The sequence below is a fragment of the Candidatus Neomarinimicrobiota bacterium genome (assembly GCA_018647265.1).
GTDB lineage: Bacteria > Fidelibacterota > Marinisomatia > Marinisomatales > TCS55 > TCS55.
This window is the reverse complement of sequence record JABGTK010000053.1, coordinates 16,564-33,732: the sequence shown is the minus strand read 5'-3', so window position 1 is coordinate 33,732 and position 17,169 is coordinate 16,564. Positions and strand designations below refer to the sequence as shown.

General features: G+C 39.2%; 20 protein-coding genes. 2 read left to right on the top strand and 18 right to left on the bottom strand.

What is annotated here, in order from left to right:
- The first annotated feature begins 24 nt into the window (after window positions 1-24).
- Both HN459_03615 and HN459_03610 read left to right on the top strand, forming a co-directional pair.
- Complete coding sequence (locus tag HN459_03615; GenBank protein ID MBT3478531.1) at window positions 25-225, top strand: type II toxin-antitoxin system VapB family antitoxin; 201 nt, start codon at window positions 25-27, stop codon at window positions 223-225.
- Window positions 222-617: a PIN domain-containing protein gene (locus HN459_03610; GenBank protein MBT3478530.1), complete on the top strand. Its 396-nt coding sequence runs from the start codon at window positions 222-224 to the stop codon at window positions 615-617. Before HN459_03615 ends, HN459_03610 begins: the two co-directional genes overlap by 4 nt.
- 177 nt (window positions 618-794) lie before the next feature.
- Here the strand turns inward: HN459_03610 and HN459_03605 are convergent, their stop codons facing one another.
- The 18 genes from HN459_03605 to dnaB all read right to left on the bottom strand — a co-directional run bounded on the left by HN459_03605 (window position 795) and on the right by dnaB (window position 17,169).
- Window positions 795-1,217, bottom strand: coding sequence for an SPOR domain-containing protein (locus HN459_03605; protein ID MBT3478529.1), 423 nt, complete (start codon window positions 1,215-1,217; stop codon window positions 795-797).
- The gene (locus HN459_03600) at window positions 1,214-1,954 is read right to left on the bottom strand and encodes an SH3 domain-containing protein (GenBank protein MBT3478528.1); all 741 of its coding nucleotides are present in this window, start codon (window positions 1,952-1,954) and stop codon (window positions 1,214-1,216) included. The genes HN459_03605 and HN459_03600 overlap by 4 nt, the downstream gene beginning before the upstream one ends.
- Window positions 1,951-3,678 (bottom strand): protein BatD, encoded by a 1,728-nt coding sequence (locus tag HN459_03595; GenBank protein ID MBT3478527.1) that lies wholly within the window; start codon window positions 3,676-3,678, stop codon window positions 1,951-1,953. Before HN459_03595 ends, HN459_03600 begins: the two co-directional genes overlap by 4 nt.
- Window positions 3,678-4,454 carry a tetratricopeptide repeat protein gene (locus HN459_03590; GenBank protein MBT3478526.1) on the bottom strand — a complete coding sequence of 259 codons (777 nt, stop codon included), beginning with the start codon at window positions 4,452-4,454 and terminating at the stop codon, window positions 3,678-3,680. Before HN459_03590 ends, HN459_03595 begins: the two co-directional genes overlap by 1 nt.
- On the bottom strand, window positions 4,444-5,469 hold the full coding sequence (locus HN459_03585) for a VWA domain-containing protein (GenBank protein MBT3478525.1): 1,026 nt from the start codon (window positions 5,467-5,469) through the stop codon (window positions 4,444-4,446). The genes HN459_03590 and HN459_03585 overlap by 11 nt, the downstream gene beginning before the upstream one ends.
- Entirely contained in the window at window positions 5,466-6,437 is a 972-nt protein-coding gene (locus HN459_03580; protein MBT3478524.1) for a VWA domain-containing protein, read from the bottom strand. The genes HN459_03585 and HN459_03580 overlap by 4 nt, the downstream gene beginning before the upstream one ends.
- Before the next feature lie 138 nt (window positions 6,438-6,575).
- Complete coding sequence (locus tag HN459_03575; protein ID MBT3478523.1) at window positions 6,576-6,779, bottom strand: twin-arginine translocase TatA/TatE family subunit; 204 nt, start codon at window positions 6,777-6,779, stop codon at window positions 6,576-6,578.
- Window positions 6,780-6,860: 81 nt separating this feature from the next.
- On the bottom strand, window positions 6,861-7,148 hold the full coding sequence (locus HN459_03570; protein ID MBT3478522.1) for a hypothetical protein: 288 nt from the start codon (window positions 7,146-7,148) through the stop codon (window positions 6,861-6,863).
- Entirely contained in the window at window positions 7,141-7,911 is a 771-nt protein-coding gene (pssA, locus tag HN459_03565; protein ID MBT3478521.1) for a CDP-diacylglycerol--serine O-phosphatidyltransferase, read from the bottom strand. The genes HN459_03570 and pssA overlap by 8 nt, the downstream gene beginning before the upstream one ends.
- Window positions 7,911-8,552: a phosphatidylserine decarboxylase family protein gene (locus tag HN459_03560; protein MBT3478520.1), complete on the bottom strand. Its 642-nt coding sequence runs from the start codon at window positions 8,550-8,552 to the stop codon at window positions 7,911-7,913. Before HN459_03560 ends, pssA begins: the two co-directional genes overlap by 1 nt.
- Window position 8,553: 1 nt before the next feature.
- Entirely contained in the window at window positions 8,554-9,645 is a 1,092-nt protein-coding gene (locus HN459_03555; GenBank protein MBT3478519.1) for a trypsin-like serine protease, read from the bottom strand.
- On the bottom strand, window positions 9,635-10,369 hold the full coding sequence (gene truA, locus HN459_03550; protein ID MBT3478518.1) for a tRNA pseudouridine(38-40) synthase TruA: 735 nt from the start codon (window positions 10,367-10,369) through the stop codon (window positions 9,635-9,637). Before truA ends, HN459_03555 begins: the two co-directional genes overlap by 11 nt.
- Window positions 10,356-11,081, bottom strand: a complete 726-nt coding sequence (locus tag HN459_03545) for a hypothetical protein (protein MBT3478517.1) — start codon at window positions 11,079-11,081, stop codon at window positions 10,356-10,358. The genes truA and HN459_03545 overlap by 14 nt, the downstream gene beginning before the upstream one ends.
- Before the next feature lies 1 nt (window position 11,082).
- Window positions 11,083-11,664, bottom strand: a complete 582-nt coding sequence (locus HN459_03540) for a hypothetical protein (GenBank protein ID MBT3478516.1) — start codon at window positions 11,662-11,664, stop codon at window positions 11,083-11,085.
- A gap of 26 nt (window positions 11,665-11,690) precedes the next feature.
- Window positions 11,691-13,184, bottom strand: a complete 1,494-nt coding sequence (gene lnt / locus HN459_03535) for an apolipoprotein N-acyltransferase (protein ID MBT3478515.1) — start codon at window positions 13,182-13,184, stop codon at window positions 11,691-11,693.
- Window positions 13,184-13,597 carry a Holliday junction resolvase RuvX gene (gene ruvX / locus HN459_03530; protein MBT3478514.1) on the bottom strand — a complete coding sequence of 138 codons (414 nt, stop codon included), beginning with the start codon at window positions 13,595-13,597 and terminating at the stop codon, window positions 13,184-13,186. The genes lnt and ruvX overlap by 1 nt, the downstream gene beginning before the upstream one ends.
- A gap of 21 nt (window positions 13,598-13,618) precedes the next feature.
- On the bottom strand, window positions 13,619-15,805 hold the full coding sequence (locus HN459_03525) for a bifunctional (p)ppGpp synthetase/guanosine-3',5'-bis(diphosphate) 3'-pyrophosphohydrolase (GenBank protein MBT3478513.1): 2,187 nt from the start codon (window positions 15,803-15,805) through the stop codon (window positions 13,619-13,621).
- Window positions 15,805-17,169: a replicative DNA helicase gene (gene dnaB / locus HN459_03520; protein ID MBT3478512.1), complete on the bottom strand. Its 1,365-nt coding sequence runs from the start codon at window positions 17,167-17,169 to the stop codon at window positions 15,805-15,807. The genes HN459_03525 and dnaB overlap by 1 nt, the downstream gene beginning before the upstream one ends.

Sequence of the window (17,169 nt, the reverse complement as noted above, 5' to 3'; positions counted from 1 at the left end):
TTACACAATACATGGAGAATAATTATGGCTACTAACCTTGCCCTCGATCACGAATTGTTAGAAGAAGCTTTGAAAAATAGCGACAAAAAAACGAAAAAAGCTGTCGTTACGGATGCATTGATCGAATATATCCAACGGCGAAAACAGGCTAAATTATTGGACTTGTTCGGACATATTGATATTGATCCAAACTACGACTATAAAGAACAGCGAATAAAAAAATGAAAATCCTCGTGGATACATGCATTTGGTCCCTTGCACTTCGTAGAAAAGCAATATCAAATGCACATGAAATAACTCGCCTGAAAGAATTGATCTTGGATTCAAATGCGATAATGATGGGTCCTATCCGTCAGGAATTACTTTCAGGCATTTCAATTAAAAGTCAATTCAATAAACTGAAAGAATATCTTCAGGCGTTTCCTGATTTAACAGTATTAACTGACGATTATGAACTGGCAGCAGAATATTATAATATATATCGAGCTAAAGGCATTCAGGGTTCGAACACAGATTTCCTGATTTGCAGTATTTCAACCAATCATGAGTTACCCGTATTCACTACTGATAAAGATTTTATTCTATATAAGAAATATTTACCGATTCGATTATATTGATTGCCATTCAGCCATCCCCCGCCTAAATCTCCCTAAAAATTATCTTTACGGAAGGTTGCGTTTTACGATTAACCAATTACTGCCACTTAAAACAATTAATCTATTTTGCGTAGAATCCTCCGAAAAGTTTTATTGAAAAGCGACACCAAGACGGACAAGCAAGATGCTTATCCCACATTACTTTATCTTGGGGTCAATTCTTGTGCGAATAATCCAAGCTGAAGGATATCCTTTTTTCACCAAAGTCTTTCGAAAAGATTCAGCATGTCGCCGATCGAAAAAATTCCCCATGCGTACTTTATAATTGGGCGCTTCAAATATAATATAGATATCCTCATTATAAGTTAGTAATAATTCATTCTGGAGACGTTCTGCATTACCTCTGTCCCTCGTAGCCAAGACCTGAACGCGAAAACCTTCAACAATTATTTCAGCAGTATCTACTGTATCTTTTTTAACAAATTGACTATCAACGCTTAATGGCAAAATAATCTTGGGCCATCGTGGTTCAGGATCATTTAATTTATTTGGATCAAAATTGATCTTTTTCTCCTGGCCAATTACAAGGCTAACTAAAATTATAAAACTAATATATTTCAAAGGGTACGGACCTCTTCTGCCGGTATCCATCCTTTTTTTCCGTCCAACAGAATAACTTCATACCATCCCGGTTGCATTGTGGTAATATCTACTTTTGTTCCTTCATGAATGCGAAATACAACATTCTCTCCTCGAGCAATGGGCGCTGATCGTACATCTACGGCAGAAGCAATAACGATACCTTCCTGTTTATCCGAAACATCCCAATATTTATCCAGCATAATCCATCCTGTGACCAAAACTGAAACCAAAAGAATTCCATTTAAAATACCGCCCATTTTTTCAGGAATACTGCCATTTATACGTAGGATAAATAGTCCACCCAATCCGGCAAAAAACAGACCACCCATAATTAGAAGGTCGAGAATGGTCAGTTTCTCTAGGATGGCTCGGTAAAAAGCTACGACAAAGAAATCATCCGGTGGTTGAATCCTATCGCGAACTTGGCTACGAACAAAATTCAAATTGTAATTAATATCTCTATCCCTCGGAGAAAGGGCATAACCTTTTTCATAAGCCCAAACAGCGTGGCCTATTTCTCCCATGCGAAAATAGGAATTACCTAGATTTAAATATAAATCCTCGTGATCAACTTGTTGGGATAACCGTTCGTAAATATTGGCCGCTTGGGTGTATTGTTCAGCGTCGTAAAATCGATTACCTATACTGAATAATGAATCGGAAGATTGCCCAAATATCAATGTTGAAAAGACCATCAGAATTAAGGATTTTCTCATGCCAATTCCCCATCAATCTTCTTCAGTAACGCTGCGCCTTGTGATTGAAGTGTACTTTCTGATTCGGCAGCATCAGGACCAAAACGTCCTGCATCACATAACTTCGAAATCGCCACTGTCTCCGCAATTAGGTCTGTTGATATTTTGCCGGATAAATTCATTTCAAGAGATAAGGGATCAAGATTTTCTGAAGATAAAAACAATTTTGATTGAAAATAACTGTATAGAACTGAAGCTGTATGTGAAAATGGATCTTCAGCCGGTTTTGCTAAATATTTTATTGCAATTTTTAAGGCACCCCGAGATTTACGTACATCACTGGTAGACATACGATTGTCTTTCATTTTTGTAAATATCCCGGGAAAAACAAATAATGCAATTGCCACTATATAAGTGGACCATACCCAAATAGGAATGGTTTGATTTCCTTTTTGCCGCCATTTGGGCTTACCTGTCCGTATATAGCGAATATCCTCGCCAATAAGTGCCACATCTTCCCTGTTGAATCTTGTGGAGGCGATTATATTTTTATCTCCAGGTCTCACAACAATCTGCGCTGTCTTGGAACGTGCGGTAACAAAGGATTCAATGGTAGGATCAAAATATGTTAATGTAATAGGATTGAGACGAAAGTTGCCGGCAGAACGGGGAATTAATATATATTCTAAATTTTGAACCCCGGTCAATTCATCTCGGAATTCATCACGTTTAAAAGATGATGTTGGGGGAAATACTTCCATATTTTGAGGAAATGAAATGTCACCCAAATTGAACTGGTTAAGATTCCCCGTTCCACTCAACTTAATTTTGAATGTAATTGCTTCATTCACTTTCACATTTGGTGTATCCACCCATGTTTCGATATTAAATTGACCAACAGCTCCGGAAAAATCTCCTGGTGGTGTTTTCGGGTAAGAAGACACTTCAATATTGATAGAATCAGATTGGATAAACTGACGTTGAGTTTCCCTAAACATGGAGTTAAAAAATGGATCATCAAATGCACCACCGGGACGCCTCTTTTTGGGTTTTTCTACGTTACAAATAACAGTCATAGGATCGATTGTTAAATTACCCGTTTGAGTTGGAAACATGGCAGCTTTATATAATGTTGCCACTTTATATCCTACGCCTTGGATTTGGGTGTCCCTGAACCGAACAGTTTGGGCCACGCGTAGATCTTCATTCCAAAAGCCTACACTTTTGGGATATTCAATATTTTCTATAGATAAATTCACCCGTGTAAATAGTCGGTACGTAACCGTAACCTGCTCCCCGGGGAAAGCCTGCTCCTTATCCGGTTTAGCTTCGATGAACAAATTGGCCATTTGAGAACGACCTGCGCCTTTTTCCACATGAATGCCAATGGGATTTGTGCGATAAACATTTTTTCCAATAGTAACATTTAATGACGGAATATTGATCCGTCCACCCACTTTTGTCAAAAGTGTCCAACTTAAACTTCTGGAACTAGTCATAGCGCCGTTCACCCATTGAATATTGGTTTGCTGGGCAGGTCCACTAACAATTTTAAAATTCTTCAGGATCGGTGATATATCGACATTGGGCGTACCATCAGCATTAACGGCGACAATTTTAAAACCCACAGTTTCATTTTGTGATATTCTGTTCACATCCACAGAGGCAGTCACCGTTACTTGGCTCCATGAAATATTTATCATGAAGACGATGGAAATAGCTCGATATATTAATTGCTTTTTCATTACCAATCTTTAGCCAATTTACGCGATTTTGCCCGAGCAATTTGACGCTTTTGCATGATTTTTTCATCCTGTTTTAATGCGTCTAAAATACTTTCTGCCTGTTTTAAATCTTGAGACTTTTCTTCTTCGGCAGCTTCTTGCTGCTGCTGTTGTTTCTGTTGTTCTTGTTCTTCTTTTTCCTTCTGATCCTCTTGTTCCTTTTTTTCGTCTTCTTTCTTTTCTTCTTCTTGTTCGTCTTGCTGTTTATCTTCTTGATCCTGCTTTTCTTTATTATCTTTTTTATCTTGCTGGTCTTTTTGGTCCTGCTTTTCCTGATCCTTTTTTTCGTCGTTTTCGTCGTTTTTTTCTTGATCCTGCTGTTGTTGATCTTCTGGCGGATTTTCCTGGTATTTTAAAAATTCATAGTTGAATTTGGCTTCTTTATCATTAGGATCTAATTCTAGTGCCTTTCGATAAAATGCCATTGCTTCTTCTTTCTTCTCTTCCTGATAAAATGTATTACCTAAGTTATACATAGCTTTTGATTTCAATTTAACATCACTCGACTTTAAGGATTGTTCAAAAGCTTGTTTTGCTGTTTCCATATCACCCTGCTGAAATGCGGATGATCCACGACCAAACTGTGCTTGAGATTGATTCCCTTTTTCACGCAAGACCGATTCATAATAATCCTGCGCTGCTTCAAATTCTTGGTTCTGGTAATAGTTTAATCCTTTATCCTGAGAGAATACCATTGAAACATAAAATGCGGATAAAATTAATAATCTACTTAACAAAGCGACCTCGCCATTCTTCTTCTTTTTTATTACGTGTTGGCATCATAATACCGGCTAACATCAATCCGATAGACAAGATTGCAAAGGATTGATAGCGGTCTTCATACTCAGAATAAACATGCGATTTGAAGGTACGTTTTTCCATGGAATCAATTGCCTTCATAATGGCACGAAAATTTGCCGGTTTATTATCAAATCGCACATAAGTTCCATTGCCAGCATGAGCAATATCCCTGAGAATATTTTCATTTAAGATGGATGTTATCAGTTTACCGCTTCCATCGCGCTTATAATCCCGGATACCCTGTTTATCTTTAACGGGAATGAGTGAACCTGACTGAGTACCGACACCGACACTGTGGACAACCATTCCCCGTTTTGCGGCCTGACTTGCTAAGTCAATGGCTTGTCCTTCATGGTCCTCCCCGTCGGTCACCAAAACCAATACTTTATATTTTGAATCATCTTCCGTAAATGCAGATAAACCTGTTTGAATGGCCGAACTTAAAGCAGTCCCTTGAGTGGGTATCATTTTTGTATCAATTTCATCAAGGAATAAACGCGCCGCTTCGTAATCGGTGGTTAAGGGTAAATAAAGATGACTGGAGCCTGCAAATACGATTAGTGCTACTCGGTCACCTTTGAGTTGGCGAATCATCTGGGATATTTCAAATTTGGATTTCTCAAGACGATTGGGCTTTACGTCCTCAGCATTCATGCTAGTGGATACGTCAATGGCAAAAACCAAGTCCACACCCTTACGATCCACCGGCGCCAACCTTACGCCAATTTGAGGGCCTGAAGCGGCAAAGACAAGAACAACGGTAGATAAGAATAGGAGTCGCTCTTTCCATATAATTCTGTTTGGTTCTATTTTACCCAATAATCTGGCCCGTAAATGGGATTCTGTATCGGACAATATTTTTTGTTTTCGACCTTTATATATCCAGAATATCCATAAAATGAATAATGGTATATAAACATATAACACTAATGGAAATCGAAAATCAATCATATACGCCGCCTGAATATGGTGCGATCCATAGTTTGACCACCCAGCCCAAATATCAAGGCGGGAATGAGGAACCATCCGAATAATTCTTTATATTGAGTATATTCCTTAATCTCAATTTCAGTCCGTTCCAATTCATCAATCGTGGCATATACTTGCTCAAGCCCCGAAACATTAGTTGCTCTGAAATATTGTCCGTTGGTTCGATCGGCAATGGACCTTAAAGTTTCCTCATCTATTTCATTCCGGATATATCCCCTTCCAGGGATGAAAGAAACATCCTGATTTGTACCTGCACCAATTGTATAAATTTTAATGCCAAAGTTAGAGGCCAAATCGGCCGATGTAAGAGGATCCAATTCGCCTGCATTATTACTGCCATCTGATAATAAAATCATAACCTTGCTTTTGGCATCACTATGCCGGAGACGATTGGTGGCATTGGCGATGGCCATACCAATGGCCGTACCATCATAAGATTGTTCAGCTACATTCACTTCATCCATCAAAGATATCAAAACATCTTGATCTACAGTCAATGGGCACTGAATAAAGGATTCCCCGGCAAAAACAAGGACACCAATACGGTCACCACTGCGTGCACCAATAAAGGCTTTGGCCGTTTTTTTAACTGCTTCTAATCGATTAGGTGGAAAATCTGTTGCCAGCATGGATGAACTGATATCAATAACCAATACGATATCCACCACATCCACATTTGTTTCTGTAAGTGAATCGCGGAGACGTGGACGGGAAAGTCCCATTATGACCAATGTAATTGTTAAATATTGTAAAAAGGTAAGAATACGTATTCTGTTACGACCAAGGCGTTTCATGTTTTTAGAAATAAGGGTCGCAGAAGAAATTCGAATGCTACCTTCGTTCTTTTGGCCAACTTTACGCTGCCATAAATAAAATAGTGGAATTAGTATTAATCCCGCCAGATACCATGGATTTGCGAATATTATCATAAAATTTGTTTAGCCAACTTCCTTATGGATTTACCTACGACAGCGATTTGATTTTGTTTCCGGATTCCTATATAAATCACATAAAAAAGGGATCGCAACGATCCCTTTTTTAAAATGAATAAATGATGATATTTTTTTTTAATCGGCGTCTTTATCAGATATGTCATTGTCAGATTCTACAGAATCTTGGGCGTCCTTCATTTCATCTTTTACACCGTCGACAGCACCTTTGAATTCTCGAATTCCCTGTCCCAATCCTTTTGCCAGTTCCGGCAATTTTTTGGCGCCAAACATCAATAAAATCACCAAGGCAATGACTACCATTTCCCATCCGCCGGGCATACCTGCAAACACTATTTCATAATTGAACATAATTACTCCTCCGCATTAAGGGTGTATTAATAAGACCTAAATTTAGAATGGTTACCGGAAATACCGTAGGAAATAATACGCTGAAGCAAAGCCAATAATACTGGTAAAATTAAAGGTCAGCGTTAATCCAAATTGGAGAGTAAACATAATCAAATCCAGCGTAATAACGCCAGTTTCACTACCGGCCAATCCCGCTAAATTAAAATGAATACTTTTCAGGAAGAATTCCTTCACGACACTATCAGGTAAAGTCCAACCCAACAATTCTCCCATTAAGGTACCGAACAGGGCACCAAATAGTAAAATTAGAACAATAACACTCATAGATCGCTTATTCATTAAAATCTCCTTGATGTGTTTTTAAATTTGCATCTTCCTCAAAACGATCATGATCCAACATCCATTGAATTATCGACCATGAAATATATATTGCCATAAGTGGAAAAAGAATCAATCCCTTGAACATGATCAATGTAATTAGAACAATGAATAATCCAACTAATCTAAAATTATTTGAGCGACCTTTTTTAAAACTGAGAAGAGGGAATTTCGAAAATCGAATACGGCTCAACATTAAAAAACTTAATACAGCCACTAAAAATAATGCCAGTCTAGAATCTCCCATATCGCCATACATCTGGAAATTGAAAAGCATAAATCCTACAATTGTTATGGCAGCTAGTGGTGTGGTTAAACCAGTAAAATATGGTTTGGGATCATCCTCCGAATCAATATTGAACTTTGCCAACCTGATTGTACCAAAAACCAATGGCATAAAGCTGATGACCGCTCCAAGTATATTTGGCAATCCTTCAACATAAACGCTGTAAATAAGTACGGACGGAACAGCGCAAAAAGAGATGGTGTCCGCCAATGAGTCAAATTCAGTCCCAAAGCGGGATGTGAGCCCCAGCAGACGCGCCAGTTTACCATCAATTACATCGAACAAGACGCCAACCATCATGACCCAACCAGCTTTAATTGGTTCACCATTCAAAATAAGCGTAATTGCCAAGAATCCTAAAAACATATTGAATACGGTGGCTACATTGGGGATGAAAGCGCGCTTCAATCTTTTTGGCTTATTTCTATTTTTTTGCATTATGAAATTTTTCCAATAATAGTTTCACCACCAGTAACTTTTTGTCCTACTTCCACTTGAACAGCCACATGGTTGGGCATAATTAAATCGGTTCGGCTGCCAAAACGGATAAAACCGAGACGGCCTCCCTTATGCATTTTGCTCCCAACTTCCGCATAGCATAAAATTCTTCTAGCAATTAAACCAGCAATTTGCTTTATTTTATATTTCCCTGAATGATGATCCAAAACAGTCACCACCTGTTCGTTTTCATCAGATGCTTTATGGTCAAATGCCGCCAGGAATTTTCCCGATTTTCTTTCTACAGAAGATACAGTTCCATCGATAGGAACACGGTTAGCGTGAACGTTAAATACGTCCAAAAATATTGAAACTAATTTGGCCGACTCACCTACTTCAGGATCATTAATGTCAGTTACTTTTACCACTTTACCATCTGCTGGGGAAATAATCAATTTTTCATCCATTGGAATCGTCCGTTGGGGGTCCCTGAAAAAATTGAGTGAAAACAAGAATAAAATACCCAATACACCATACGCTATAGTTAATGGTTGACTATCAACAGTATGGGCATAAAGTCCCATGGTAAATGTTACCAAGAAAAGAGGAATCAGAATAATTCTGCCTTCTTTTGCAATCATACTAAAGTTTTCCCAATATTAAGGATTTTGTAAAATATCGCCCATTCCGCCATACACGCATCTTGAGCCTATCTCCGGGACGTAGATCATTAATTTCTATGATTTCTAGAATGTCTTCAAGACTATTTATTTCTTCATTTTGAACACCAACGATTACATCACCATATTCTAACTTTGCTTTTGAGGCAGGACTGTTTTTTAAAATGTGTGTTACAATTACACCTTTTGTAAAAGGTATATCTAAATATTCAGCTGTCTTCTTGTCTAGAGGCTGGGCACGTAAACCGGTAGAGAAATCACGAACGATTCGACCTTTAGTTTTCAATTCTTCTGCAATCCGTCGCGCCCGATTTATCGGTATTGCAAAACCAATACCAACAGACCCTTGCCTTGCCCTTGATCCAGTATATATAAATGTATTTATGCCGATTACTTCACCTTTACCATTAACTAATGGGCCGCCGCTATTACCCGGATTAATGGCCGCATCAGTTTGTATCATATCCTGAAATATCTTTCCACCTTGAATCCCAAAATCTAAATCTTTACCACTCACAATTCCGATAGTTGCCGTAGGCTGTTGATTCACATCAAATAGCCCAAATGGATTCCCCAACGCTATCACCCATTCGCCAATAATGAGATTATCGGAATCCCCCATTTTAACATATGGAAAATTTGACCCTTCTAATTTTAGTAGCGCCAAATCAGTAATATCATCAAGGCCAACCACATCGGCATTATATTCTTCCCCTCCCGGTAGCGTCACGATTATCTTGGAGGCATTTTCAACCACATGGTCATTGGTCAACACATAACCATCAGGACTGATTACAACACCTGAGCCCGAGCCCTTAACTTCTCGTTGACGAATTTCCGGCGGGAAAAAATATTCAAACCAGGGGTCGCGCTGAAATGGACTTACAGAAAATCGCTGAACTTGGGTAACATTTATGCTAGCTACGGCAGGGCTGGCATGCTCAATAGCATTGGTAATGGCATTTTGCCGGGAATGTTCAACACCCTCTTGGCCACTTAAAGGAATAACTATACAAAGAGCAATCCAAATAGAGTTTATTCTTTTAGTCATCATAATCCACTTTTGTGAGGACCAACCCTTTAGGCGGTGCTTTAAATATTTTTACATTGTCTTTAGGATGATCAATCAAATTTTTAAACCGTTCTAATTCAAATTTTCCACGTGATATTTCAACCATTGTTCCCACCAAATAGCGGACCATATGGTGTAGAAATCGGTTCGCGGTTACGTGATAATTTACCACGGCGCCGTCCCCTTTCCATACTGAATCATAGACGATGGCACGGCGGTGTTCCAAATCTTCATTATTTCTGCTGAATGAGGTAAAATCATGGTTTCCCACTATATATTGGGCTGCTTCATTTAATATGTTCTGATCCAATGGGCCGGTATGCCAAGTATAATTTCGATCGAGGAGAAAATCGTCGGTCCTTGTTCGGTAATAATAGTGACGTTGTTTGGCAGAAAACCTTGCATGAAATTCCGGCGGAACTACAAGACATTCCATTACCCTCGAATCTCTTGGAAGATTGCCATTCATGGCATCTTTCAGACTGCATGAGTCCATATCCGTTTTAAAATCAAAATGGGCGATTTGTCCCGTAGCATGGACACCAGTATCCGTACGCCCTGCACCGTAAATGCGAATGCTTTCTCCCTTATTCAAGGTTGTGAGTGCAGATTCTATTTCACCTTGAACTGTTCTGTCTTCTTTTTGAAGTTGCCAACCGCGGTAGCCAGTACCGTCATATTGAATTTTAATCTTAAATCGTGGCAAAGGAATGAATTCCCAAGAAAAAGGATGCTACAATTGTCATTTGAAGTATATGATTAATCTTAAAAGAAATGGGATATGTTACACCGCGCGGTATCTGTTTTCCATACCCTCGAAGAATCATTGCCATGGCTACGTCATCCGCCCTACGTAATTGGTGAATTAACATTCCCGGCATTTCTTTTGCCGCTATTTTTACCTGCGCCCACTGTGAAAGGTCGTTTTCTAAACCCAATGCTTTCCGGCTATTCCGGATCGATTGCCAATTGGATTGAAAAGTGGGGTAAAATCGCAATGTCATGCCAAGGAATAAAAAGAAATCGTCGACCCATTTCCATGATTTACCCATTTTCACCCAAACGCTTCTCGCCAATACCACAATATTTTGACTCGGCGTTGTTTCAATGAAAAAGGTCATGGCCGCCACCATTAGGAGCAATTTCAAAAATCCAAAAAATGCTTCATCCAGAATTACAATGATTGAATTGTCTGTTAATAAAAGGGAAAAAAGGACATAAATAAATAGCATAATGGGGAAATAAAAAACGAATGGTTTCATCCTCGGTATTACGGTTGTAAAATGAGATTTATTCACCAAAGCTATCAATGAAAAAACAAGAAAATGGATACCCCATCCTTGATAAGAAACGGCCATCAAAAGGGATAATGAAAATCCCAGAAAAAACCATAGATTGACCAAAGGGTGCTTGAACATACTAAAAGTGGATGGTTAAGGCGTAACCAATTCCGTCTGTCTCTAATTGTTGATAGGGTAAAACTGAAATTTCCTTTTTCTGAGTGACGCGTTTTAAATACAATGCATCTATTGCAGATATAACGTGATTCAAAACTACCGCCCCCATTCCAAATGAAGCGGCTAATTTCATTTGATCACTCAAAATACGTTTTGTCTCAAATGTATTTCGATTGCCATTTGTATCCCATTCCCAGCTCCATTTTAAATTATCAGGATAAAGATCATCCATCTCACGATTTCTCAAATGCTCATCATTATAATCAGTCACCGTATCAAAATTGCCTATATCTACCCAATATTTATGACTCTTACTTCCGGATGAAACATTGGCATGTTCCGCCGCAAAAGCAGCATAATTTTTCTTGAGAATATTAGAATAAGTGGTTGTTCCCAAAATCGAAAGAAAAAGCCCCGATTCAATGTAAGAATACAAGCGTGCCCGTTTTGGGTAATTAAGGGATTTTTGTCCCCACCCTGGAATGAGTGCCGATTGAATAACCGGATTAAGTATCTTCTTCTCTTTCACCTGACCGATCGCCAAGCCGGAAAATAGAATAATGATTAATATTATTTTTTTGGACGTCTGAAAAGCCATACAATTTGTATCAAAGTTAAAATGAAACACATTTGTGCAAAAACACTTCCGTAACGAGCGTAAAAAGTTATTCCTTGGTTGAGGGGGACTTTACCTTTAAAAACAGCCTGTTCACCAAATTTGATCTTTTTAGCCACCTTCCCGGAGGGATATATAATGCCGGAAATCCCCGTATTGGCACTGCGGACAATACCCGTTCTCAATTCAACGGCCCTTAATCGTGCCAATTCGAAATGCTGTCGAACGCCCGATGAATTCCTTAACCATGCATCATTGGCTTCTAAAGTAATGAACCTAGCTCCCTTTTGTACAAATCCACGTGCCACGGATGGGTAGCTCGATTCGTAACAAATCATATTACTGAATAGAATTGAATCCAAAGGGAATGTTGTGAATTCTTTTCCTGCAGTAAAGTTAGCCTGGCCGAAATTGAGATTTTTAAGTGAAGGGAATTGCTCAGATAAAGGAATGTATTCTGCAAATGGCACCAAACGTTTTTTATGATATATTTCATTTCCCTCCAGACCAAAATATATCGAACTATTATATACCCGTCGGCCAGTGGAATCTCGTTTTAAATCTATAGTCCCCATCATAATAGGGATTCCTTTAGATTGAACCATCATTTCATATTTATATCTTTTAGGGGATACTCGCATATACGCGGGTAAAGCTGCTTCTGGCCATAGAACTAAATTGGGCTTTGAGTCCATTGCTTTAACATTTAAGGAATCCATAATCTCATAAAGCCGTGTACGAAAAGATGCTTCCCACTTTTGGTTTGGGTTTATATTTGGCTGAATCACTGCCACCTCACGATAAGGATCATTCTCGCTAAATTCATAGGTAGGCAACCGCATAAGTCCAACAATCCATGGCAATAAAAAAACACTTAAAAGGCATAACAATAATTTTTGTTTATTGAATTCAGCTTGAACGGTGATATATAAAATAATATTGATCAAAAGAATCCAAAAACCAACACCTTCTGTTCCTGTAATATCCACCATTTGAATAACAGGTAAAAAAACCGTTTGGGTTGTGGCTAGGTTTGCCCACGGAAATCCAAGCGGTCCAAAGCTACGAATCCATTCCATTGTTGCCCATAAAAACGGAACAATACTGAGACTGTTTCCTGTCTTTATTTCAATTTTTGATATAATCCAGCCCAACCCAGCCCAGATTGCTCCCAAGTATAGTATGGCACCAATTAATGAAAACAATACGGGTAGAATGGTGGCACCAGAATTTAGGCCTATCCAGTATAATGAAATTAAATTGGCAATAACGGCGGCAAAAAAAGACCATCTTGCCGATTCTTTCGGGGATTGTGTTTGCCAAATATGAATGAGTGGCAAAAATCCAAACCATGCTGTAAAGCCTGGGATTGGCGGAAAAGCACACCCAACCAGAATTCCAGAAATTATTGCCAGTTGAAATGGTGATCGGTTAAATATATTTTTCATTAACGGGTACGATCTAGGTATTGTTGAAGAAAAATGGCTGCGGCTGTTTCATCTATCCGACCTTTATTATGACCTGTTTTTACATTTTGCAGAATGAGCGATTTTTCTGCACTTATCGAACTTAATCGTTCATCTTCTAATGCAATGGGTACATCTACTGCATACTTTAACAGTTCTGCAAATTCTGCCACTTTATCAGTTTGTTGGGTTCGTTGCCCCTGCATTCCAATAGGAAAACCCAATACAATACCTTCGATATCATTTTCAATTATGATAGATTTTAACTGGCTACTCAGATCGTTAAAATCCTTATATGTAAGCGTTTGAAAAGGCTTTGCAATAATTTTTAATGGATCAGAAAGGGCCAGCCCTACCCGTTTAGTACCATGATCGATCCCTAATAAACGTCCCATTTTTATACTGAACTCTATAGATTAATGTTGAGCGCGTTCGACAAAGTCAATGTTTTTAACTTTTGCCATTTTTCGCACAACCCTATCCAATTGCTTCAGGTTGTTTACTTGAACAATAAAAATAGCCGTAGCCACCGCTTCCTTAACTTTAATGTCCACGGATGTCATATTGATATTCAGTTTTGAAATGGTTTCAGTCATATCCTTTAAGAGACCTTTGCGATCTTGACCTACAACTTTTAATCGTACATTGAATAAATCATTGCGAGTGACCTCCCATTCAACCGGCACCAGACGATCAGATTCTTCGCTAAGCAATGGTAAACTTGGACAGGATGAGCGATGAACAGTTATACCTCTACCCCTCGTAATAAAACCTATCATATCATCCCCAGGAATAGGATTACAGCATTTGCCAAAATTGGTCATAATGTTGCTGATTCCCTCCAGTTTAATACTACGGCTTTCTTTTCGTGAAAATCTGAAAAAGCTAGAAGTATCTTCCTCTTCAACTGGTGCTTTTTCCGGTGCTAACTTTTTCATGATTTCGCGGACTGAAATTTCACCTTTTCCTACAGCTTCTACCAATTGCTCTACACCACCAAAACCAAATTTAGAATAGGCTGCCTTTACTGCATCAAGTTGTTTGAGTAATTTAAGCCGGCGCAAACTTTTGGTGAGAATTTCCTCACCAATTTTCATACTTTCGTCACGCTCTTTTTTCTTTAAAAATCGTTTAATCTGGTTCCGAGCTTTAGATGTCACGGCAAACTTGAGCCATCCATAATTGGGACTTTGGGAATTGCTTGTTATTACCTCTACCGTATCACCATTTTTCAGTTCTGTATTCAATGGGACAACCTTATGGTTCACTTTTGCACCTAGGCAATTGTGACCCACTTCTGTATGAACTTGGTAAGCAAAATCAAGCGGTGAGGATTTTGAAGGCAATTGCACTAAATCACCTTTGGGTGTAAATACAAAAATTTCATCGCCAAATAGATCAATTTTTAGCAGATGCATAAATTCTTTTGGATCATTTTCTTCACTCTGAAGAATGTCTAATAATTCCCGTAGCCATTTTATATGGCCATCTACACTCTTAGCCTCTTGAGCTCCCTCTTTATAACGCCAGTGAGCGGCCACCCCAATTTCGGCCGTTTGTTCCATTTCAAGTGTGCGAATCTGGATTTCAATTAATTTTCCGCCGGGACCAACAACGGTAGTATGAATGGATTGATATCCGTTACTTTTGGGGGTAGCAATAAAATCTTTGAATCGCTCCTGGATCGGTTTGAATTTTTGATGCAGCACCCCGAGCGTCAAGTAGCATTCTTCGATTTTCTCAACCACAACACGGACTGCTAAAATATCATAGATTTCTTCAAAAGCTTTCCCTCGCTGAATCATTTTACCGTATATGGATGTATGAGACTTTGGACGACCATAAATCTTGGGGTCTATTTTATAATCCTTCAATTCTTCTAAAAGGGCTGCCGTGATGGTTTTAATATATTTTTCGCGCTGCTTATTAGAGGATTTAAGCTTCACATCAATTTCTTTATAAGTGCCAGGATTTAATGTTTTGAGAATAAGATCATCCAACATCCATTTTACCTTTGCCATACCTAATCGATGGGCCAATGGCGCATAAACGTCCCGTGTTTCGATAGCGATTCGATGTTGTTTAATCCTTGGCAAATGATCAATGGTAGACATGTTATGAAGTCTATCCGCAAATTTTATTATAATAACACGAAGGTCCTGGGCAACTGAGATGAGCATTTTCATGAAATTGCCCGCTTGCTTTGCTTTACGACTTGAAAAACGAATGCCACCCAACTTCGTAACTCCATTGACCAAGTTGGCAACATCTGTCCCAAATCTTTCTTCAATTCCTTCAAAAGATGCTTCTGTATCTTCAATAGTATCGTGAAGCAAACCACCAATGATTGTAATATGATCCATATTCCAACCGGCAAGGATTTTGGCTACCTCTACACAATGGTTTTCAAAATAGGATTCACCAGAGCGTCTTTTTTGTCCTTCATGATGGCGAGATCCGTATTCATAAGCCTGCCATAATTCTTTCTTTAAATCATCTTCATTGAGCTGCGGTGTTAGGGATACATTTTTTAGCAGTTCCATAAAGGGCTTTGGGAATTCGCCAACCAGAAACGGTGCGAATTTGGCCAGAGGATTGTCCATCAGAAGGGGGACTCAGCTTCCATTTCCGCAAAGGCAGACATATTCTCGAAGCGAGCAAACCGATCGATAAACGTTGCTTCCACTATACCCGTAGGACCATTCCTTTGTTTGGATACTATAATCTCTGCTTTACCCCGATCTTCATCTTCTTGGGAATAGACCCATGGGCGATATAAGAAAATGACAACATCCGCATCCTGCTCAATCGCTCCAGATTCACGTAGGTCAGACAATTGCGGCCGACGGTCAACGCGACTTTCAACAGCACGTGATAACTGGGATAATCCAATCACTGGCACTTCAATCTCTTTGGCCAAAGCTTTAAGCGATCGAGATATTTGAGAAATTTCCTGTTGACGACTTTCGACTCCTTTAGGCCCGGACATCAATTGGAGATAGTCTATAATAATCAAACCCACATCATGCTCCGCTTTCAACCGCCGTGATTTAGCACGCACTTCCAATACCGTCATACCAGGTGTATCATCCAAATAGATGGGCGCTTCTGCTAGATTTCCAACGGCGATACTTAAATTTTTCCATTGTGTCTTGGGCAGTTTTCCCGTTCGGACTAAATGACTATCCACCCTTCCTTCAGCGCATAATAAACGCATGGCCAATTGATGATTGGCCATCTCAAGGCTGAACATACCAACACCCGTTTTTCCCATAACGGCTGCATTGCGACCCATAGATAGGGCCAATGCTGTTTTACCCATACCCGGCCGACCAGCGACAATGATCAATTCACCAGGATGAAAACCAGAAGTCATATCATCTAAATCCATCAATCCGGATGGCACACCGGTAACCGTTCCCGGTTTGGAAGCAATTTTATCCAATTCCTCAAAAGTTTGATGTAATATTGGATCAATGTGTTGAAAACCACCCTTAAGTCTTTTTTCAGAAATATTAAAAATTGCCGACTCAGCAGAATCCAAGATATCGTCCACATCCTGCGCATCTTCAAAAGCATCTTTAGCCACTTCCTGCGAAACTTGAATTAATCTTCGTAAAAGATCCTTTTCTAGTACAATCTTGGCATAATGTTCTACATTTGCAGTGGTGGGAACAGATTCAGCCAATCCTGTGATATAATAGGCACCACCAACACCCTCTATTTGTTTTTTCTTTTTCAGCCGATCAACCACTGAAATGGCATCGATGGGTTCGCCTTTATCAAAAAGATCCACCATACACGAAAAAATACGCACATGAGCTTCTTTATAAAATTGGCTGGACGATATCCATTGCATCGCCTTGCTCACAGCCTCTTTGGAGGTGAGCATGGATCCCAAGACCGCCTGTTCGGCTTCAAGTGCTTGAGGTTGGGCTGTTAATTTTAATTCGTTGTTTTTTGCCAT